At 34.4% G+C, this 20,981-nt stretch carries 24 protein-coding genes; 6 read left to right on the top strand and 18 right to left on the bottom strand.

Annotation, left to right across the window (positions count from 1 at the left end):
• Nucleotides 1–7: 7 nt before the first annotated feature.
• The 12 genes from atpH to EKM02_RS10675 form a co-directional block, all read right to left on the bottom strand.
• Nucleotides 8–541 carry an ATP synthase F1 subunit delta gene (atpH, locus tag EKM02_RS10730; protein ID WP_126455011.1) on the bottom strand — a complete coding sequence of 178 codons (534 nt, stop codon included), beginning with the start codon at nucleotides 539–541 and terminating at the stop codon, nucleotides 8–10.
• Between the two features lie 5 nt (nucleotides 542–546).
• Entirely contained in the window at nucleotides 547–1,047 is a 501-nt protein-coding gene (locus EKM02_RS10725) for a F0F1 ATP synthase subunit B (protein WP_126455009.1), read from the bottom strand.
• Between the two features lie 117 nt (nucleotides 1,048–1,164).
• A complete protein-coding gene (gene atpE, locus EKM02_RS10720) occupies nucleotides 1,165–1,356 on the bottom strand; it encodes an ATP synthase F0 subunit C (protein ID WP_073353856.1) in 192 nt (63 codons plus the stop codon).
• Nucleotides 1,357–1,446: 90 nt separating this feature from the next.
• On the bottom strand, nucleotides 1,447–2,583 hold the full coding sequence (atpB, locus tag EKM02_RS10715; RefSeq protein ID WP_126455007.1) for a F0F1 ATP synthase subunit A: 1,137 nt from the start codon (nucleotides 2,581–2,583) through the stop codon (nucleotides 1,447–1,449).
• Nucleotides 2,584–2,703: 120 nt separating this feature from the next.
• Complete coding sequence (locus EKM02_RS10710) at nucleotides 2,704–3,096, bottom strand: hypothetical protein (RefSeq protein ID WP_126455005.1); 393 nt, start codon at nucleotides 3,094–3,096, stop codon at nucleotides 2,704–2,706.
• A 102-nt stretch (nucleotides 3,097–3,198) separates the two neighbouring features.
• A complete protein-coding gene (locus EKM02_RS10705) occupies nucleotides 3,199–3,426 on the bottom strand; it encodes an AtpZ/AtpI family protein (protein WP_126455003.1) in 228 nt (75 codons plus the stop codon).
• Complete coding sequence (locus tag EKM02_RS10700; protein ID WP_126455001.1) at nucleotides 3,392–3,802, bottom strand: polymer-forming cytoskeletal protein; 411 nt, start codon at nucleotides 3,800–3,802, stop codon at nucleotides 3,392–3,394. Before EKM02_RS10700 ends, EKM02_RS10705 begins: the two co-directional genes overlap by 35 nt.
• 2 nt (nucleotides 3,803–3,804) lie before the next feature.
• The gene (locus EKM02_RS10695; RefSeq protein WP_317124986.1) at nucleotides 3,805–6,429 is read right to left on the bottom strand and encodes a tetratricopeptide repeat protein; all 2,625 of its coding nucleotides are present in this window, start codon (nucleotides 6,427–6,429) and stop codon (nucleotides 3,805–3,807) included.
• A 324-nt stretch (nucleotides 6,430–6,753) separates the two neighbouring features.
• The gene (locus tag EKM02_RS10690) at nucleotides 6,754–7,449 is read right to left on the bottom strand and encodes an ABC transporter ATP-binding protein (protein ID WP_126454999.1); all 696 of its coding nucleotides are present in this window, start codon (nucleotides 7,447–7,449) and stop codon (nucleotides 6,754–6,756) included.
• Between the two features lie 50 nt (nucleotides 7,450–7,499).
• Nucleotides 7,500–8,969: a DUF5687 family protein gene (locus EKM02_RS10685; RefSeq protein WP_126454997.1), complete on the bottom strand. Its 1,470-nt coding sequence runs from the start codon at nucleotides 8,967–8,969 to the stop codon at nucleotides 7,500–7,502.
• 47 nt (nucleotides 8,970–9,016) lie between these two features.
• The gene (locus EKM02_RS10680; protein ID WP_126454995.1) at nucleotides 9,017–9,718 is read right to left on the bottom strand and encodes a hypothetical protein; all 702 of its coding nucleotides are present in this window, start codon (nucleotides 9,716–9,718) and stop codon (nucleotides 9,017–9,019) included.
• Nucleotides 9,719–9,728: 10 nt separating this feature from the next.
• Nucleotides 9,729–10,070, bottom strand: coding sequence for a PadR family transcriptional regulator (locus EKM02_RS10675; protein ID WP_126454994.1), 342 nt, complete (start codon nucleotides 10,068–10,070; stop codon nucleotides 9,729–9,731).
• A 150-nt stretch (nucleotides 10,071–10,220) separates the two neighbouring features.
• Between EKM02_RS10675 and EKM02_RS10670 the strand changes: the two genes are divergently transcribed.
• From EKM02_RS10670 to EKM02_RS10660, 3 genes are all read left to right on the top strand, one after another.
• Nucleotides 10,221–11,273, top strand: a complete 1,053-nt coding sequence (locus tag EKM02_RS10670; protein WP_126454992.1) for a ferredoxin--NADP reductase — start codon at nucleotides 10,221–10,223, stop codon at nucleotides 11,271–11,273.
• Nucleotides 11,274–11,781: 508 nt separating this feature from the next.
• The gene (locus EKM02_RS10665) at nucleotides 11,782–12,036 is read left to right on the top strand and encodes a type II toxin-antitoxin system ParD family antitoxin (protein WP_126454990.1); all 255 of its coding nucleotides are present in this window, start codon (nucleotides 11,782–11,784) and stop codon (nucleotides 12,034–12,036) included.
• Complete coding sequence (locus EKM02_RS10660; protein ID WP_410503691.1) at nucleotides 12,029–12,133, top strand: type II toxin-antitoxin system RelE/ParE family toxin; 105 nt, start codon at nucleotides 12,029–12,031, stop codon at nucleotides 12,131–12,133. Before EKM02_RS10665 ends, EKM02_RS10660 begins: the two co-directional genes overlap by 8 nt.
• Nucleotides 12,134–12,361: 228 nt before the next feature.
• Here EKM02_RS10660 and EKM02_RS10655 read toward each other — a convergent pair whose 3' ends face one another.
• Together EKM02_RS10655 and EKM02_RS10650 are read right to left on the bottom strand one after the other, a co-directional pair.
• Nucleotides 12,362–13,369, bottom strand: a complete 1,008-nt coding sequence (locus EKM02_RS10655) for a glycosyltransferase family 9 protein (RefSeq protein ID WP_126454988.1) — start codon at nucleotides 13,367–13,369, stop codon at nucleotides 12,362–12,364.
• A 43-nt stretch (nucleotides 13,370–13,412) separates the two neighbouring features.
• Nucleotides 13,413–14,018: a DUF4254 domain-containing protein gene (locus EKM02_RS10650; RefSeq protein ID WP_126454986.1), complete on the bottom strand. Its 606-nt coding sequence runs from the start codon at nucleotides 14,016–14,018 to the stop codon at nucleotides 13,413–13,415.
• A gap of 86 nt (nucleotides 14,019–14,104) precedes the next feature.
• On the opposite strand from EKM02_RS10650, the gene upp reads away from it, so the two are divergent.
• Nucleotides 14,105–14,758 carry a uracil phosphoribosyltransferase gene (upp, locus tag EKM02_RS10645; protein ID WP_126454984.1) on the top strand — a complete coding sequence of 218 codons (654 nt, stop codon included), beginning with the start codon at nucleotides 14,105–14,107 and terminating at the stop codon, nucleotides 14,756–14,758.
• Here the strand turns inward: upp and EKM02_RS10640 are convergent.
• Entirely contained in the window at nucleotides 14,753–15,682 is a 930-nt protein-coding gene (locus EKM02_RS10640) for a DUF6427 family protein (RefSeq protein WP_126454982.1), read from the bottom strand. The two genes, upp and EKM02_RS10640, sit on opposite strands and share 6 nt — an antisense overlap.
• Nucleotides 15,683–15,825: 143 nt before the next feature.
• Between EKM02_RS10640 and EKM02_RS10635 the strand changes: the two genes are divergently transcribed.
• On the top strand, nucleotides 15,826–16,056 hold the full coding sequence (locus EKM02_RS10635; RefSeq protein ID WP_126454980.1) for a DUF6341 family protein: 231 nt from the start codon (nucleotides 15,826–15,828) through the stop codon (nucleotides 16,054–16,056).
• A gap of 27 nt (nucleotides 16,057–16,083) precedes the next feature.
• Here the strand turns inward: EKM02_RS10635 and purD are convergent, their stop codons facing one another.
• Nucleotides 16,084–17,358 carry a phosphoribosylamine--glycine ligase gene (purD, locus tag EKM02_RS10630; RefSeq protein ID WP_126454978.1) on the bottom strand — a complete coding sequence of 425 codons (1,275 nt, stop codon included), beginning with the start codon at nucleotides 17,356–17,358 and terminating at the stop codon, nucleotides 16,084–16,086.
• A gap of 132 nt (nucleotides 17,359–17,490) precedes the next feature.
• Here purD and EKM02_RS10625 point away from each other — a divergent pair, with 132 nt between their 5' ends.
• Nucleotides 17,491–18,801 carry a phenylacetate--CoA ligase family protein gene (locus tag EKM02_RS10625; RefSeq protein ID WP_126454976.1) on the top strand — a complete coding sequence of 437 codons (1,311 nt, stop codon included), beginning with the start codon at nucleotides 17,491–17,493 and terminating at the stop codon, nucleotides 18,799–18,801.
• Here the strand turns inward: EKM02_RS10625 and EKM02_RS10620 are convergent.
• Nucleotides 18,785–19,567, bottom strand: coding sequence for a glycosyltransferase family 2 protein (locus EKM02_RS10620; RefSeq protein WP_126454974.1), 783 nt, complete (start codon nucleotides 19,565–19,567; stop codon nucleotides 18,785–18,787). The genes EKM02_RS10625 and EKM02_RS10620 overlap by 17 nt on opposite strands.
• Nucleotides 19,568–19,569: 2 nt before the next feature.
• Nucleotides 19,570–20,937 (bottom strand): undecaprenyl-phosphate glucose phosphotransferase, encoded by a 1,368-nt coding sequence (locus EKM02_RS10615; protein WP_126454972.1) that lies wholly within the window; start codon nucleotides 20,935–20,937, stop codon nucleotides 19,570–19,572.
• Nucleotides 20,938–20,981: the final 44 nt, after the last annotated feature.

The following is a 20,981-nucleotide window of genomic DNA, read 5'->3' as shown; positions in this document are numbered from 1 at the left end:
AATAAAACTAATTACTTAACTCTCTTTTTAATACTTGTAATCTGTTGGCTACTGAAGCATTGTATTGCTTGTCGCCTATTCTAAGAATAAATCCTCCAATGATTGAAGCATCTACTATATTTTCTATTGTGATTTTTTTATCCGAAAGTGTTGCAATTTTAGCCAAAACTTTAGCTTCTAACGCTGCATCCATAAGAATCGCTGTAGTAACCTGCGCTACTTCAATACCATTCATAATATCCGATAATTTACTGTACTCTATGGCAATTGCTTCTAGAATTTCGAATCTTTTGTTTTCAAATAATAAATGAAACAACCCTTGAGTTACGCCATTTATACCGGCAAAAACTTCTAACAGTGCTTTTTCTTTTACCTCCACTTTCATGGTCGGGTTTTGAATAAAAGTACTCAATTCTAAATTACCCTTAATTGTCGAAGCAATCAATTTCATGTCGTTATTTACAACTTCGGCAACACCTTTTGAGTTTGCTAAGTCTAGAATTGCTTTTGCATAGCGAATTGCTGCTCTTGTACTTGCCATAATTGTTAGTTTAACTTTACATCACCTAACATTTTCTCAACTAATTTAGTTTGAGCTTCTTTGTTAGATAATTCGTCTTTCAATATTTTTTCTGCGATATTCAATGACAATGTTGAAACTTGTAATTTCAATTCGGCCATGGCTGCATTTTTTTCACTTTCAATTGCTGCTTTCGCTTGCTCGATCATTTTTAATCCTTGAGCCTGTGCTTCATTTTTTGCATCCGCAACCATTTTCTCTTTTATTTCACGAGCGTCTTTAAGCATGTTGTCACGCTCTAATCTTGCTTCTTGTAAAATACGTTGGTTGTCAGCTTGAAGATTTTGCATTTCTTTTCTAGCGTTTTCAGCAGATAGTAAGGCATTTTTAATTCCTTCTTCTCTATCATTAACTGCATCCAGAATTGGTTTCCAAGCGAATTTTTTTAATAAGAATATCAATCCTACAAATATTACTATTTGCCAAATAAACAAACCAAACGAAAAATCATTTATTAACTTATCCATTATATCTAATTATAAATTTTAAAGTATGAATTGCTTTTAATCGCAATTTGTAATGTTTTAATTTTAAAAACAATAGTTACAACCAACCGTTGTAACTATTGTTTTTTTTAGTTTTAATTAAGATGCGAATAACGCAGCAAAACCAATACCTTCAATAAGCGCAGCTGCGATAAGCATAGCTGTTTGGATTTTTCCAGAAGCTTCTGGTTGACGAGCAATAGCGTCCATTGCTGAACCACCAATTCTACCAATACCTAAACCCGCTCCGATAACGATTAAACCTGCTCCTACAATAGTTGGAATTTCCATAATATATAAATTAAAAATTAAACATTCTTATTAATAGTCTAACGTCATAAAGTCCCGTTGACTTTAAACCTTCGACGTTTGACTTTCGACTTAATGATGAGCCTTTTCGTGATGATGCTCTTCGTTTCCTGCTCCAAAATAAAGTGCGGATAACATAGTGAAAATATACGCTTGTAAAAAAGCTACTAATATTTCAAGAATCATAAGCACAAATGCCAATCCAAATGACAAACTGCTTCCAATCCAACTTTTAAAAATAAACATTAAACCAATGATACTCATCAAAACTACGTGTCCTGCTAAAATATTAGCGTACAAACGGATCATTAATGAAAATGGTTTGATGATGGTTCCCAATAATTCAATTGGCGCCAAAATAAATTTCATTGGAGTTGGCACCCCTGGCATCCAGAAAATGTGTGCCCAGTAATTTTTATTGGCTGAGAAAGTGGTAATCACATACGTCAAAATAGCCAGCGATGCTGTTATAGCAATATTTCCCGTTATATTGAATCCCAGTGGCGTTAACCCTAAAATGTTTAGAAATAAAATAAAGAAAAATATCGTTAACAAGTAACTCATGTATTTCTTATAATTTTTTTCTCCAATATTTGGTATGGCAATTTCGTCTCTGACATACAAAACAATCGGTTCAAATATGCGTCCGGCTCCTGAAGCGATTCCTCCGTTTTTAGTATATGATTTTGCTAAACCTTTAAACAAGATAAACATTAAAATGGCGACAAACAAAATACCAACCACACTTTTAGTGATGGATAAATCAAGTGGCGTTACATTAGTAGGATGACCATGTTCGCCTTCTGTTAAAGTTCCGTCCGCAGCTGTTTTGTATATTTTTTCGTGGTGCAATACGTAGAAGTTTCCATTGTGCTCTGCTGTTTCTTCACCATAATGAAATTTTGAAGAAGAAAATACTTGCAAACCATTGTCCCAAAGGATAACAGGCAATGAGAAACCATTATGTGATCCTGATTCTTTATCCGCATTGAAGGTAAAAGAATGTGAATCTAAAAGGTGATGATTGATAAATTCCTTAATTTCAGATTTTACATCTGTTGGTTCAGCATGAGCTCCTTCAGCTGCCTCATGAGCAACTTCTGTTTTTACTTTCACAGAATCCTGTTCCGGATTTGCAAAACTAATTAAAGGAAGACACGCTACTAAAGTCGCTACTATGAATCTAAGTGGTTTGTTTGAAATCACCATAACAGTTAATTATCTTAATTTATTACGTTTCTGAAATTTGGTGCAAATGTACATCTTTTATTAATATGCAAAAGAATATAAAAAATTATTTTTGATGGATTTGTTCCTTAAAAAATATATTTATTGCTTTTCGTTTAAGATACGTATTGTTAATATCGTTTCGATTGCCAAAAAGAGAATAAACATCATAAAAAAATTAATTTTCTCTACTGATTTAATTTCAATTGTAACCCGCAATATAGGCTTTAAAATCAAATAACAAACTATCATTTTGATACTGGTGCTCAAAAGAAATGACATGCCTACATTATCAAAACTTCGTTCTTTCACTTTCAGCAAAACCACAAATACCATAATTGACAACGCCAAGAACAGCAGGTATAGGGTTTCTATCGAATAGTAAAAAGTGGTGTCATTTATGTGCAAAACATAAAAAATAACTCTATGAATACCGTAAGCCAATCCCGCAAGCACCAATAAAGGCAGCAGTGGTTTGTATTTTTTTAAATTCATTGTATTTGTTTTTTGCCGCAAAGGCACTCAGGCGCAACGTTATTTTAATTTGTAAAATCGGAACGTGTTACGATTGGTTTTTACGCTTTTTATTTTGAAAAATTACTGCGTTTTATTGATTTCGTTTACCTGACGGATTACATTGTACAATGCCAAAACCACGCCAACCATCACTACAATTTTACTGTAATATACTCTTGGATGGGGATAATTCTCGTCTAACCAGTCCCCAAGATAGGAAAACAAAAATATGATAACTCCCATTTGAATTGGAATATTAATGAACTGCAGCCATTTATTCGCTCTTTTCGGAGGTGGTTTGTTGTCCATCGTTTTGCATTACATTTTTAATATTTGTTTTCATGGCACAAGATGCACTAAAATCAGCGCCTGGCTCTACTGCTAATTTCCCTACAATAACTTCTCCATGAATACTGGCCTTTGATTTTACATTCAATACTTCGGTTACCTGAATTTTACCTTCAAATTTTCCTTCGATGTCCGCATTTTTGCATACAATATCTCCAGTTACACTTCCTGCGGGTCCAATCACTATTTTTCCTTCTGACTGAAAATTACCAATTAAATTTCCGTCTAATCTAAAATCAGCCTGCGAAATAATATCGCCTTTTATCGTAGTTCCTTCAACAATCCGATTCGTTTTTCCTAAAAGATCGGTATAAGATTTTGCTTTTTTATCAAACATAATTATTGCTTTTTTGGTACCAAATACGTTTCGAGATTTTTCTTGATTTGGATTACTTTATAGTTTTCACCTGAAACCACTATTGCGGTATCCGGGATTTTATATTTTATGTTCTCTGATAAAACCAATGTTATGTCAGTTGCATAAACCCGTGATTTTATACCGTGAATGGTAATGAAATTTTCTTTCTCCGTATAAATATCATAGGAATAATATAGTTTCTGAAGATTTTCACTGGCTATGAACATTTTAATTTTTTCTTCCACTGCTTTTGTATTTTTATCGTCACGAGAACCTACTTGATATAGAATTTTCCAATTATTTGAATCCGTTGTATTCAACTCCATTTTCTCTAAAAACGGGATTTGGTCATTCAAAATAACCTGTGCTCCTTTGCCTTCTTCGCTATTTGGATAATTATCAGCCACCTCTTGTAATGCGTTTTTGTAGGCCGTCACACCTTTTAGTTTTCCAATGGCACTTGCTTTGAGCAATTCGAATTTAGATACAATATCCTCGCCTGAAAATTGAGTAATCAAGCTGTCTGAATGCTCTATAACGGCAATAAATTGCTCTTCTTGGAATGCTTTATACCACTTAGCATAGACGCTTTCCGGGGTTTCAGTTTGAGAAATTGCATCTGGATTGGTGTTGTTAATTATTTGTGCATAACGCGAATCCGGAAACCGAATTGTTATCTTCTTTTTCATCGCAGCTGCCATGTTTACATCGGTGATTTGATATAATTTATACAAATTATACATCGCTGGAAGCACCAGTTTTTCCTCTGGATTATTGTTTAATAATTGTTCCAATTTTGCAATAGCCAAACTATTTTCTTTGAATTTTTCCTTATAAATAATACCCAATTGATAGTAAGCAAAATTACGTTCTTTGGCTATGCTGTCTAACTCGATTTGTGCCGTAGGAAGCTGTTTCAGGTAAAAATCTGGTGTATGTTCTTCTATAATTTTATTTGATTCCGTTTTCTTTTCAACGGATTGACTGTCCTCAACCGAAGCAGCAGCCAAAGTTGGGTTAGCATTTCCTGATGAAAGTCTCCAATTCCCATTTAAAGTCCTTTCGCCCCAATTTTTCTTGAAGTCTACTTTTCCAAAAGCAACTGTTGTAGGATTATAAAAATAGAAACTACCCGCTGATTGGGTCGTCGCGCTGGGAATGGTTGGTGGCATCATGGGTGATTTCCGAATGGGTTTTGCGGACTCTTGATCTGAAGCCGGATCTCCCGATCCAATCGAATTATTCCGCTCTATATTTTCCTGTTTTGCTTTATTTTGCTCCGCTAAAAGTCTTTTGACTTCCTCTTTTTCTTTTAGTTGAACGATATACTTTTCAAAATAAGTTTGACGATCCACAGGGTTCATCGCCACCACATTCAGAATGCTGTCATTTCGCTTTGCAAGCGCTTCATACAAAATGACCTCATCGAGATTGCTTCTTATTTTTTGTATTTTATTAAACTCCCTTGATTTTGTATTCAATTTAACCAAGGTACTGTCATAATATTTTGCCGCCACAGGATAATCCGCATTTCTAAAATACAGGTTTCCTAAATTTCTATAATTTGAAGCTACTAAATAGGTGTCTTTTGAACTGGTCTTTAACGAGGCGTTATAAAAATCTAAGGCTTGTTCCTGTCTGTTTTGTTTATCATAAAACACTGCCATTTGATGAAAAATCATATCTTTATAAGGCCTGTTTTCTCTGTCTTCTATTAATTCATCGTAAGTTTCAACAAAAGAATTAAAATCTCCCTTTTCATAATCAAACAATTCGGCTTTTTTGGCATGCGCCTGAATGACAAATCTTCTTTCGGATTTTCGGTTCATGTCAATCACGGATTGATAGGATGCAACCGCGCTGTCTTTGTATCCTAATCCCTGATACAGTTGTCCCAAAACAAAACGGTATCGTGCTTTTTCCTGATTTATTTTAGTGTATTCAATCGCGTTTTTGATCTTAGCAACAGCGCTGTCTTTTTCTTCTAAATTAAAAAAAGAAGCGGCTAAAAGGGCATTTGCATCTGCAAAAACTTGATTTTTCAGGTCGTGATCTTCTACTAATTTACTGATGTTTTTTATGACCAAAGCATCATTTCCCAGACGCATGTTTGTTTTTTCCCGCCAAATTTTGGCTTCATAAATCTTGCTGCTGTTTGGATATTTGTAGAGAATGTAATTGAAAGCATCGAGTGCCGGAACAAATCGCTGGTCGTAATACCTGGCTTTTCCAAGCATCAGATACGCTTCGTCTATTTGACTGTTTTTTTCTCTGCCACCAATGTTCATCGAATGTTTTTGAATGGCTTTGGTCGCTTTGGCTTCTGCCAATTCAAAATCGGTATTTTTAGGTTTTGTTGTGGAAGTAAAATCTTCTACAATTTGCATTTTTTCTACCGGCAGAAGTTGCCAAAAATCATCATCGCTATTGGCATTTACCGCCAGAACTCCTTTATCCAATCCTACTTGACCGTTATATAAAATATTATACTTGGTACTTAACGCGTGTGAATTTCTTGCCATAAAAGTATCTCTCTTGGTAGAACAGGCTACCAAAAAAGAAAAAAAGAAAAAGAAAAATAACTGCTTGAATCTATTGATTTTCAATGGAAAACGTTTTTTATCAATTAACTAGTAAATACCCGTTTTAGTATATTTAGTGGTAAAAATACATTTCTTTTTGCTATCGTGAAAATTATGGTGTTATATTTCGGTTTTCCTATCGTGCGTAAGGGATGGAAGCGGCATCCCTCGCTTTTTAGCTTGGATACAGCGTACAGCCCGACCCGAAGTTGCGAGGAGGAACGACGAAGCAATCACGGAGGGTTACGCCCAAAAAAAACCGCTAATTCGCAAACTGAACATTTAAATTAATAAATGCAATTAGCAAATTAGCGGTAAAAGTTTAGTCTACGACTGTTGCGTTGAATTTTAAACGGCAAAAAATAGTTCTAATTCCTTTAAGGTTTCCTCCGAAGTTTGAATGTCTTTGACCACTTCGCCTTTGTGCAGCGCAACAATCCTGTTGCTGACCTCAACGGTGTGCAGTAAATCGTGGCTAGAAACCAGAACGGTTACTTCCGGATTATCCGCTAAATCCTTGATGATTTTTTTTAATCGAAATTGGGTCGTGGGATCTAAATTGGCAAACGGCTCATCCAGAATAATGACTTCCGGATTCCCAATTAAAGTGGCGATGATGCCTACTTTTTTCTGGTTCCCCTTGGATAAATCGCGTAAATATTTCTTGTTATTGAGGATTTCTCCGTTGAAAAACTCTTCGTGTGTTGCCAGTAAAGCATCCACATCGGCTTTGTTTTGTCCGCGTAAATCGCCAATGAAATAAAAATATTCTTCGGGCGTCAAGTACCCAATGAGAAAGCTTTCGTCCAAGAAAGAAGCGGTGAACGGTTTCCAGTTTTCGCTGGTGTTTACCTGAATGTCATTGTTGATAATATTTCCCGTTGATGGCTGAATTAAATCTAATAAAAGACTGAAAAAAGTGGTTTTTCCGGCTCCGTTATTCCCTACTAATCCAAAGCTTTCGCCTTTTTTTATTTCTAAAGTATCTATTTTTAATACGGTTGTTCCGTTGTATGTTTTCGAAAGGTTGTTTACTTGTATCATTTTTTGAAGTTTAGTCGGTTAACTGGTTGTTTGGATAATGTGATTGCTATTTATCCTTTTTGTTTGTAAGCCGCAATGGTTGCGTATTTCTCTGATTTATAGATTTTTTCAATCAAGGTAAAAACTTTGTCTTTGAATGCAAAACCTATTACTCCTGCCGAAGCCACTATGGCTAATCCCACATTAGTACCTGCTAGATTAGAACCGGCCCAATACAGTAAAACGGGCAATCCTAATTGCGGCAGTGAAATTAGCATCGTTTTTACATTGAATGCTTTTTTATCTCCAAAAGCGCCTTTCCCGGAACTCAAATCGATTGGTGTTTTAGTGTACGCGCCACCCAATAAAACTAAATGAGAATTGACTCCAATGTTATAAATGGCACCCACAATAATGGTTAAATATACCTGCCATCCAAAGTAAAGATAGAACGAAGCAATGGTTGTAGTCACAATTGTAGCAATTACCATCAGCCACCATTTAGAACTCAAATAGCCTTTGTACGGAATGTTTTGCGTCATCATTAACGGATAATACGCGCTGTCCCAACTCGGTACAAATTGTCCGAAGGTGATTAAGAATCCACCCGAAACGAATATCCCCGCAAAAATATGCATTGTAGGATTATTATACGCTTCAATCCCATTAGTGAAGAAAAGAAAGCCATAAAAAAGGAACATGACGCTCAATCCCACGGTGGTTTTAGATCGTTTGTTTCTTTTGATTAATTTAATGTCGTTTTTCAAGAAGGTTCCTATGGTTCCAAATTGGTTTAACCAAGTCAGCTCTTCTGTTTTGGCTTCATCATGTTTGTTTGACAATCCCGCATCGAGGTATAAATTCTTTTTGAAATACTGAAAAGTAATATAATATAGTACGATTAAAACCAAAATCGGAATGGCAAAAGCCCAATACGTATTGAAAATAGCATTAAAAAATGGCGCTGTAAACTCCGTAATATTAAAGAGTCCGTAATAGTGTAATCCTCCTAAAACGGCTGCTATTGCCAAGAAAATTGCAAATAAATTATCTTTATTACTCAGTAGAATATTCAGAAAATTATTGCTGAATAGCAAAGAAAAGATTGCAGTGTACCAAAGCATTACGGAAACTATATCGTATCCTTCGATAATTAAAACAACACAAAACGGAATCAGGAAAAAACAGTGTACCAAATTGAAGAAGGACAAAACCGTCTTCCCTAGTGAGAAATGAACAATCGTGGATTTTTTTATGGGGAAAATCAACATGGGGCGAATGTTCATTACCGGGATTTTTTGCAACAGCAGTCGGATGATTAAATCCATCAACACATAATAAATCATGAATTGATTAACGGTAACAATTGGGTCCAGATTCATTTTCTTCAGAATATAAAAAGCCCCGACTCCTAATGCTAAGAAAATTAAAATGAAATAAATGGCAACAAAACCCATCAGGATTTTCAAAGCTAAATTAGTAGCGAAGGAAGCCGATCTAAAAAATGCTTTCCATTCGAGATAAAGAAATTTTTGAATCATAGTTTGGTTCTTTTGGTTTTATAGTAGGTAGTCAAAATGAGAAAACGTTACAAATTTTCTAATTTATATTCCGGATAGTTTTGTTTTAAATAGGCCTCAGCTTTGGAAGGGATTATTTTTAATACAATGAAAATCGCCAAAGACATTGAGACTATAAACAGGCTCATGCAAAATAGTACCAAGTCACTTGGATTTGAAATTCGATCAATTCTAATGATATTAAAAAAATGAATAGGCAAAATCATTAACCACGGAAAAGTTCCATAATTAGATAGTATCTTTTCAAAAAGCCAAATTTTTCCCGTTTCCTGCTTGCGCTTCTTCATTTTTCTGTTTTCAAAAAATAAAAAAGTCAGCATACTACTAATTAAAAAAAGCATTGTTGCGGTAAAAATCTCTTTTGTATAATATTCTTTAAGAAAATAAAACACTGCTAAAATCAAAAACCCAGTTAATATAATTTTAGGTATAGTAAAAAACCCTTTGAAATGACTCCATACAATACGATTGTATTTTTTCCCTAGAGCTGTTTGCCGACTTTCTACCACATCCATAAAACCAAAAACGCCAAACTTCCTGAACTCTTTATGTAGAACTTCGTCAAAAGTAAGCTTGGGATTCTGCTGCCATTCGGTTTCAATGGCGTTTGCCAAATGATCGACTAATTCCGTTTGCAAATCGTAATATTCTACATAATGCTGACGGGTAAAAAGGTAAAGTTGGTCTATTTGTTCGGCGGTTAGTTTCATCTTCAAAAAATTAAAATTCTAATTTTGGACTCGGGTTCACTAAACTCTGCATGTTTCGAATGAAATCTTCGAGTTCTGAGAGTCGGTTTACAGTTTCCTTGCTTCCGCTTTCCGTGAGTTTGTAATATTTACGCATGCGGTTATCCACTTTTTCAATTTCCACATCCAGCAAACCTTCGGCTTCCAGTTTGTGCAAGGCCGGATATAAAGCACCTTCGGTGATGTTGAGTTCGCCTTGGGTAATTAACTTTACTTTCTGAGTGATTTCATATCCGTACATCTTGCCGTTTTCTTCGAGCAATTTCATGATAATCGTATTCAGACTTCCTTTGTATAATTGTGAGTTTTTCATTTTTTTGTCATTGCGAGGCACGAAGCAATCTCATTTTGAAAATCAAATATACATAAGAAACTTATACATAACTTAGTGATGTATGTTAAATTTCAAATATTTTGAATTCAAAAAACCTATTCTGTTTACTATATTTGCAAAAAAAACATCATGTCGTCATTCTATAAATTAAACATTAAAGAAGTTAAACGAGAAACCACAGACTCGGTTTCGGTCTTATTTAACGTCCCATTAGAATTTAAAGCTTTTTACACCTATCTGGCTGGTCAATACACAACCTTAAAATTGAAACTTGACGGTGAAGAGATCCGCCGTGCGTATTCCATTTGTTCTTCTCCGGAAAGCGGCGAATTGCGCATTGCGGTAAAAGCCGTAAAAGGTGGTGCATTTTCTCAATTGGCTAATACAAAACTAAAAGCAGGAGATACCCTGGAAGTAGGAACTCCAGAAGGAAAATTTACCTTTGTTGCTGATGCGGATCGCGCCAGAAATTATGCGGCTTTTGTAGCCGGAAGCGGAATTACTCCCGTTTTATCCATCATTCAGAGTGTTCTCAGCAGCGAACCTAAAAGCAGTTTTATCTTGGTTTACGGAAATAAAACTCCAGAAGAAACCATGTTTCACCAACTATTACATGATTTACAACAAAAATATGTGGCCCGTTTCTTTGTTCACTATGTATACAGTCAGTCCAAAATTGAAGGTGAATTATTCGGCAGAATTGAAAAATCAACCGTCAACTTCATTTTGAAAAACAAACACAAAGAATTAGAATTCGAAAAATTCTATTTGTGTGGTCCGGAAACAATGATCAATACGGTTTCGGATGTTTTAAAAGAAAATAATGTCAAGGAATCGGCTATAAAATTTGAACTTTTCACTCCGTCTGCCGAAGAAAATCAAATAAAAAAATCATTGGGTGGACATACCAAAATCACCATTATGGTAGATGATGAGGAAACGACTTTTGAAATGTCACAGAAACAAACTGTTCTTGATGCCGCTTTAAAACAAGGCCTTGATGCTCCGTACTCCTGCCAAGGCGGAATTTGCAGCAGTTGTCTGGCTCGCATTACCTCCGGAACTGCCGAAATGACGAAAAATTCTATCCTTACCGATAAAGAAATCGCAGATGGACTTATTCTTACCTGTCAAGCGCATCCTACCTCTGAAACTATCTATGTAGATTATGATGATGTTTAGGAAATAGTCTAAATGATAACGAAAACTTCTCTGAAAAGGGAAGTTTTTTTATTTTAAGGAGGTTTTGATTTGTAGTATAATAGTACGGTCAAAATCCACACGATATTTCGATAAATTATTATCACAAAGTAGTACATATAATTTAGAGTACCCATGTATGACCTTAAACACATATAAAAGTCAGCAGGTAACGCTCAAAAATTGTGCTAAAAGAAACTGGAAATCATTGATTAACTTAAAATTGAATGCTATGTTTTGGTGAATAGGCTTTATTATTTTAGGAATGGTAATTTTGGTATATTTGAGAAAAGACATTAGTACAGATTTGCATTTGTCCAAGTTTTTTTCGAAGAATACAAAAACATGGCAAGGAAATCTTGCTGGAATTGGAATGATCCTAATTGGAATCGCTCAAATGATTAATTCTCTTTGATGTTAAGTTAAATTTTCAGAACTAACATTTCAATTGTTACCAATTTTTGGTACTTTAGTAAAAAATTAAAAAATCATGGGAAAGAATACATCCGTCTCTTTAGGAAATCATTTTGAAATTTTTGTCGAAAAAAGTATTTCAAAAGGTCGGTTTCAAAATGCAAGTGAGGTAATTCGGGCTGGTCTTCGTATGCTAGAAGAAGAAGAAGAAGATAAAGTTCTACTATTAAAAAATGCCATTCAGGAAGGAATCGATAGTGGACTTGCAAAAGACTTTGACCCAAAAAATCACCTAGAAACGTTACAAGCAAAGAAAAGAGCAAATGGCTAAATATTATTTGACAAATTTAGCTGTAAATGATTTAGCTGAAATCTGGGAGTATACTTATGAGGAATGGTCAGAAAAACAAGCTAATAAATATTATTAACAACTATTAGAATCTTGTCAGGAATTAGCCAACTATCCCAACTTTCGAAAAAGAACAAGCCGAGCACAAACGTTTTGGGTATGATGCTCCAAATTATCAGGAAACCATTTCGAATTTAAAAAGATATGTTTTGAAGCGATGTCAAGACGAAAAAATTTGGCTTTGAATTCTTGAAACATTAAAGAATTAATTTTCATTAAATCTTAAATCTCTTAATCCCTTAATGGTTCAAAAAAACATTTTTATTTTTAAAACTACTGTCCCCGGCAAAATCGTACGCATCGCATCTTCATAACCAGCTACTTTTTTATTCCCGTAAACCGAAGTCGGTAATTTTGGAAACATATTTCTATCGGAAACCAAAGAATTTTCCAATGGCTGATTAAACGGTGAAAATCCTGCATACGGATGCGTCGCGCCCCACAGTGTAATCACTTTTACGCCTAGCATTGCTGCAATATGTGCATTCCCAGAATCCATGGAAAGCATTACATCAAGATTGCTAATGAGTTGTAATTCCTGTCGCAATTTGAGTTGCCCCGCAACAACAATCATGTTTTCTTTATTAGCAGCAAGCGAATCTAAGATTTCGATTTCCTTTTTTCCACCGCCAAAAAGCAAAATGGTATTGGTTGTGTCCAGAGCTAATTTGTCAATTACTTCCTGCATTAAATCCAACGGATACACTTTAGAATCGTATTGTGCAAAAGGAGCAATTCCAATCCATTTTTGATTTTTTTCTCCAATTATCGCTAGAATGGCTGGACTCAAAACTGCTTTTTCAGGAAAGGCTGGATGTGATAAATTAATTGTAAAACCGAGTTGTTCAAATACTTTAACGTGTCTTTCGAACATCGTAGGGAGTTGCTGGAACACTTTGTTTTCGGATTGGGTCAGCGCTTTTTTCTCGGCTCTTCCTTTATCCGCAGAAGCTACTTTTTTTCCGCTCAAAGCAAAAAGGTTTCGAATGATTTTAGAGCGCAAGACATTGTGTAAATCGGCAAAAGCATCATTGTTTAAACCTTTTAAATCTTGGAACAAACGCAACAATCCTGCAACCCCTTTGTGTCGTACTTTTTCATCGAAAGCAAAAAAAGAAAGATTCGGAATTCCTTCAAAAAAAGGTTCGAAAAACGGTCTGGAAATCACTGTGATTTTAACATTCGGATGCTGGTTTACAAAAGCGCGTAAAACAGGAACCGTCATGGCGACATCTCCCATTGCGGAAAGCCTCATGACGGCTATATGTTGGATTTTTTTTGACAAAAGAAGGTTTAAATTACTTCTTGTTTTGGTACAAAACAGGATTCAAATCATCATCGTTGTACATTTTCATTTGTTTGTACACTTTCATGAATTTATTGCCATTTTTAATGTCTGTTAATAAATCATCAATGGCAGTTGACAAATCTGTTCTTTGTTCCAATAAAATATTCAACTTAGCCTGACATTTATCTCTGTGCTCTTGTGAAGCTTCTGTACGAGTAGCTTCTTCATTCATGTGATAAATTTTTAAGGCTAAAATCGACAATCGATCAAAAGCCCAAGCCGGACTTTCGGAGTTGATTTTTGCTTGGTCTTTTACTTTTACAGCACTGTATTTTTGAAGAAAATAACTGTCAATATATTCCACCATATCTGTACGTTCCTGATTAGAAGCATCGATTCTTCTTTTTAAGGTCAAAGCGGCAACCGGATCAATATTTGGATCCCGAATAATATCCTCAAAATGCCATTGCACGGTGTCAATCCAGTTTTTGTGATACAACAAATGTTCAAATTTATCCTTTGGGAAAGGATTATTTATGGGCTGATCCACATTATCAAATTGATGATAATCGTTGATACTTTGTTCGAATACGGAGTACGCTAATTTTGAAAACATATCTTTATATATTAAAAGACAAAGATACTTTTTATACTTTTATACCATATAAAAATAACTATAAGTTTAATTACAAAAATACGATCATGCAAATCCATTATTTATCAGAGGAAAACAGCGTCCTAAATCATTTTTTAGGGCAGATTAGAAATGTGAACGTTCACAATGACAGCATGCGCTTCCGAAGAAACATTGAACGTATTGGTGAAATAATGGCGTATGAATTGAGTAAAGAATTACAGTATAAAAGTGTAGAAATCAAAACACCATTAGGCCTTAAAAAAACCACTGAAATCAAGGATCAATTGGTTTTATGTTCCATTCTACGGGCCGGATTGCCATTACATTTGGGTTTTCTGAATTATTTTGACTATGCCGAAAATGGTTTCGTTTCTGCTTTTAGGCACCATCCAAACCATGATGATTCCTTTGATATACTTGTGCAATACGAGGCCATTTCTGACATCAACAACAAAAATTTAGTACTAGTAGATCCTATGCTTGCCACCGGTCAATCTATCGTTGCGGTTTACAATAAATTGATGGAGAGAGGCACACCTAAAGAGATTCACATTGCGGTCGTTATTGCTGCTCCTGAAGGCATCGCGCATCTGGAAGCACATTTACCGGAAAATTGTCATCTTTGGGTCGCTACATTAGATGAAAAGCTAAATGAGCACAGTTATATTGTTCCCGGTTTAGGAGATGCAGGTGATTTAGCCTACGGTGAAAAGCTATAATTGCGTAAAAAAAGCAAACAAGCTGCAGGCAATAAGCACAAATAGTACCATTTCCTGTTTTAGTTTAAGTTGAGGCAGTTCAATGTGACTGGTTGCCATAATGGCCAAAGGAGCAAATGTAAACACTAATAAGTCACTGCTTTTATTTGATGAAATCAGAAAAATAAGTACCCCAATAAAAAACGAAGCAACAATTTTTTTGAAAGAAGTGTGCACCACTTGTGGCCTGTTAGATAATGTGGCAAACATCGAAACCAGAAAAAATAGCGCGATTGTTGCATAAATAGACAAGGCGCCGTTTTGATAATTGGTAGTGAAATAATCAATTTTAAAATTAATTTTTACACTTTTCAAAACGTAATCAACCACATTCAGGTTGAAAACTGTTGCAAAAAGCAGAAACATAATTCCTGCAATAAAAAAAGCAATAAAAGGCAACATCCAGTTTCTATAATCTCTGGAAACATGAAAAATTATAGATATAAAAACCAATACGATAAAGATTATGCTCCAAAAATGAAATAAAGCAGCCAGAAAAATCCACAATGAGGCATCAAATATTTTTTCTTTAGAAGCTTTCAGGGACTGCAATGAAATCAATCGACGTAGGGCTAATAAAATGAAGAAATTCGAAATAATCAGATTTGTATTGTCGAATATAGTTGGGGAAAAAAGCAACAACAAAAAGTAAAAAAAAATCGTGTAGGTACTGTCTTTGCTCAATCCATTTTTTTTGGCCACAAAATCGGTAATAAAAACAGAAGCCACTACAAAACAGAACAATCCTGCTTTATTTAGGATCGAAAAAAAGGAATTCACCCACGATAAATCTTGAAATTGGTATATAGAAAAGAAAACCAGCATCAAAATTACGACCAATGAAAAATTTAATGGTGTAGATTTTCTAAAAATACTTGTTATCATACGGATATTTTATACTTTTGTGTTCGTAAATATAATACTTGTTTAAAAAGCAAACCCTGCAAGTTCAAAAAGATTCTTCTAAATAAGAATTTTTACCCGTCAGAGTTCCCAAAAGACAACTACTAAAATTAATTTTATACATTATGAAAGCATTTTTCGAAGGAATACAATACTTATTTGTAAATATTTTATTTGCTCCTCTAGACTTTTTACGCTCACTAGAGCTTACCTCTTGGTTTGCTGCAAACACAATTAACTGGATTTTCATGATTATTTGTGCCTCAGCAATGGTATATTGGATCAAACAATTGAAAATTTTTGAAGAAGCAGGAACAGAAAAACAAGATACTACCGCTCACTCTTTCTTAAAATAAGAATTAAAAATGAGCGATAACTGGAAACTATTTTAAGTCGTTTCCAATATCTTTTCTAAAATACATCTTATCAAAATGTAGCTTGTCTATGTTTTGGTAGGATTTTTTTATGGCTTCTTCAAAATCATTTCCATACGAAGTTACAGTCAAAACCCTTCCTCCGTTAGAAACTACATTTCCGTTATCGAGTGTAGTTCCTGCGTGAAAAACAATCGAATCTTCAATGGTTTCTAATCCTGAAATTACTTTTCCTTTTTCGAATTCCTCCGGATATCCACCGGAAACAACCATAATGGTAGTAGCACTTCTTTCATCAATTTCCAGATTAATTTCGTCTAGTTTTTCATTGGCTACAGCCAAAAATAATTCTACTAAATCCGTTTTCAATCTCGGTATAACCACCTCAGTTTCCGGATCACCCATTCTCACATTATATTCTATTACGATTGGCTCATTTTTTACATTAATCAATCCAATAAAAACAAAGCCTTTATATGCAATTCCGTCTTTCTGGAAACCGTCAATTGTAGGTTTTACAATGCGTGTTTCTATTTTTTCCATCAAAACAGCATCAACATAAGGAACTGGAGAAACGGCTCCCATTCCGCCTGTATTTAAACCTGTATCACCATCACCTATACGCTTATAATCTTTGGCAGTTGGCAGGATTTTATAGTTTTTTCCATCCGTAAGAACGAAACAGCTTAATTCTATACCGTCCAGAAATTCTTCGATAACAACTTTAGAACTGGCGGCACCAAATTTTTGATGCACGAGCATATTTCTTAATTCTTCTTTGGCTTCTGCCAAATCTTGAATAATCAACACCCCTTTTCCGGCAGCTAAACCATCTGCTTTCAAAACATACGGCGGTTCCAATGTTTCTAGGAATTTACATCCTTTTTCTACTGTTTCAGCAGTAAAACTATCGTAAGCAGCCGTTGGAATATTATGTTTTATTAGAAATTCTTTGGCAAATTCTTTACTTCCTTCCAGTTGTGCCCCCATTTTTGATGGACCGATAACCGGAATATGACTTAATGTAGCATCGTTTAGAAAGAAATCATAAATCCCTTTTACCAAAGGATCTTCTGGTCCTACCACAACCATTGCTACTTTTTCCTGAAGAACAAACGTTTTTATAGCTTCAAAATCAGTTGGGCTAATAGCCACATTAGTAGCTATTGAAGCTGTTCCAGCATTTCCTGGTGCTACAAAAAGTGTGTCACAAAGCGGACTTTGAATCATTTTCCACGCAAAAGCATGTTCTCTTCCGCCCGAACCCAGTAGTAAAATTGTCATGTGTAGTTGTGTTTAGTTGTGGTGCAAAAATAATTGCTTTTGTACGTAAAAAATAATTAATTTTTAAAAAGTTGTTCGTTGTCTGTCATTAGTTGTTGGTAAATATTATTTTTGATGAATTATCACTTTAAAATGCTCCCACTTTTCGACTTATCGCTGCAGCTAAATAATTTTCCAATGAAGGAGGCTAAATCCGAATTGCGAAAAATTGTAGCTTTTTCTGAAAAAGAACATGACGTTTTTATTGAAAATAAAAAACAAGAAATTGTCCATTTTCATTTGCAAAATAATCCTTTTTATCGTGAATTAGTCGGTTCAAAAAATCATAAAATCTGGGAAAATTTACCTGTTTTAAACAAACAAAATTTACAAAAACCTTTACTGGAAAGGCTTTCTAAAAATTACTCTCTTAAAAACAGTTACATCAATAAAACGTCCGGTTCCAGCGGTACTCCTTTTATTTTTGCACAAGATAAATTTTGTCATGCGTTGACTTGGGCGTCAAATATTTACCGTTTTGCCTGGTATGAAATTGATTTTAATACTTCCTATCAAGCGCGTTTTTATGGAATTCCGTTGGACTTTATTGGCAACAAAAAAGAACGTTTCAAGGATTTTTTGAGCCATCGGTTTCGGTTCTCCATTTTTGATTTATCAGATGCTGTTTTAGAAGGATTTTTGAATCATTTTCGAACAAAAAAATTCGATTATATCAATGGGTATACAAGTTCCATTGTTTTGTTTGCTAAATTTTTACAAAAGAAAAACATCGTATTATCTGCAATTTGTCCGAGTTTGAAAGTGTGCATGGTAACTTCAGAAATGCTTTTTGAAGAAGACAAACTCCTATTGGAAAAACAATTTGGCATTCCTATTGTCAATGAATACGGTGCATCAGAACTTGATTTGATTGCTTTTCAGAATAAGGAAGGAGAATGGCAAGTGAATTCAGAAACGTTATTTGTGGAAATTTTGGATGAAAATAATCGAGTTGTTCCAAATGGTACTTCAGGCCGAATCGTGATTACTTCCTTGTTCAATAAAGCACATCCTTTTATTCGCTATGACATTGGCGATCTTGGAATTCTAGACGAAAAAAGCACATTACAGAAACCCATTCTCAAGAAATTAATAGGCCGGACCAATGATGTTGCCATTTTACCCAGCGGGAAAAAATCACCTGGACTTACCTTTTATTATGTGACAAAAAGCATCATCGAAGACGACGGAAACGTGAAAGAATTTCTGATAAAACAAACCAAAATAGATACTTTTGAAATTGAATATGTCAGTGAAACCGAATTAAATTTGGAACAAATTGAAAAAATTGAAAAGGCCATTGAACAATATCTCGAACCGAATTTAAAATTTATTTTTATCCAAAAAAATAGTTTAGAAAGAAGCAATCGAGGCAAATTGAAGCAATTTACATCGATGCTTTAATGGTCTTGGAATAACGTGGTTTGAGAATTAACTGCGTAAATAAAAACCCAATCATGCAAAGTGTTGCGCTAATTAAATTCAAACGATGATGCGTTCTGTACACGGCAAAATTATGCTTTACTAACTCTATTTTAGAAGCCGAAATAGAATTTTCCCGGATGCGATAATAAGCTAAACTTTCCGGAACGGGCTGTGCCGTTTTTATTTTTTTGAGTACTGTAAGCCATTGTATCCAGTCCTGGCGCTTTCGAATCGAGGAAACAGCGATTTTTCCAAAGTAATTAGCTTCATAGATTCCCGTAAGATTCCCTATATAATTACAAAAAAATAACTGTTGGTAGGAAAGATGCAATGGCGCTTCAATTCTTTTGTTTAAAGAGTTTCCCCTTTCGTTTATGCAATCATAAAATGAAAATGTGAAAGGAAGCTTATTCACTTTCATAAAATTAAGTTGTTTGTCTAGTTTTTCGGGTTTCCACAAATCATCCGCGTCTAAAAAAGCAATAAATTTCCCATTAGCTTGAGCCAAAGCGGTACTTCTGGCAATTCCGGTTCCTGAGTTTTTTATAAGTTTAAAAAGGTGGATTCTGCTGTCTTTTTTTTTGATTTCTTCAACTATAGATACCGTTTTATCCGTAGAGCAGTCGTCTACAATAATCATTTCCCAGTTTTTATAGGTTTGATTCTGAACAGATTGAATCGATTCCACAATGAATTTTTCGGAGTTGAATGACGGCGTAATTATGGATACCAATGGTTTTCCCATTATTAATATGCTTTTTCTTCGCCTTTAAATATATTGAAAATAGTTTGAATAATTATTTTCAAATCCAGCACTAAAGACCAATTTTCTATGTAAAAAATATCGAATTTTATTCTGTTTATCATATCATTGTCCGTTTCAATTTCTCCTCTAAAACCACTCACTTGAGCTAAGCCCGTAATTCCGGGTTTTACACAATGACGAACCATATATTTTTTTATCTTATTCCCATATACAATATTTTGAGACCAAAGATGTGGTCTGGGACCCACGACGGACATCTCACCAAGAAGTACATTTAAAAACTGAGGCATTTCATCAATACTTGTTTTTCTTATAAACTTACCAATCCTAGTAACACGTGGATCATTTTTAGAAGCCTCTTTTTCTGTTGTTTTATTGATTTTCATAGAACGAAACTTATAACAAAAAAATTCATTTGCGTCAATGCCCGGCCGACCCTGTTTAAAAAAAACAGGCCCTCTTGACTCTAATTTAATTAAAATAGCCAGAATGGGAATTATCCAAGACAGGAGTCCAAAAATAATAATCAGTGAAAAAATAATATCAAAAAGTCTTTTAACTATTTTATTTACCGGTTCGTGAAGGGTTGTTTTCTGTAGGGAGAGAACGGGGAAAATTTCATAAAAATCTATCTTTAAACTTTTAGAGAAAATTTCTTTTGTATCTGGAATAAATTTAATTGTTTTATTATTCTCATCCGCAAAATCAATCAGATCTTCTACACTTTCATTAGGCATTTCATTTAAGGAGCAATAGATTTCATCCACTTGATTTTCCAGGACAAAGGACTTTATATCTATTATCTTTCCAGTTATGTTTTTATTGGAATTTTTATCCGAAAAATATCCTAAAAAGCGATATCCGTAATCGTTTCTAGTTTCAAAAAGTTCTTTGAGGCGAATGGCCTCCGGAGAATACCCTATTATTATGGCGCTCCTAAAATTGAGTCCGGTGATTATTCTATATTCTTTTAAATAATAAAACAATAAAAATTTTGACAATGTAATTAATAACAGACTGGAAATAATAAAAAGGACAATAGCTTTTCCGTTAAAAATAACTTCTTTGGAAAATGGAAAAAAAGCAATAATAACTAAAAGGAACACGACACCTTGTTTAACAATTTTTGAAATAATGTCAGGGGGTGGCGTAAAACGATAGATTTCATAAAATTTCATAAAAAAAGAAACTAAAAGCCAACCCAAAATTTGATAAATAATAAAGTAGCTGACATTTGTATTAGAAATGTTTAGGAAAAATAAACTCATTAAGGTGATTACCATTAAGTCTATAAAAATGCTGAAGGGTCGTATGTATTTTGAATACCTTCCTATTTTAGATGCAGTCATAATTTAACGAATATATCCTAATTGATTTATTATATGCTATTTTT

This window comes from Flavobacterium sp. RSP49, from assembly GCF_003968735.1.
GTDB lineage: Bacteria > Bacteroidota > Bacteroidia > Flavobacteriales > Flavobacteriaceae > Flavobacterium.
This window is presented reverse-complemented; position numbering and strand designations above follow the sequence as displayed.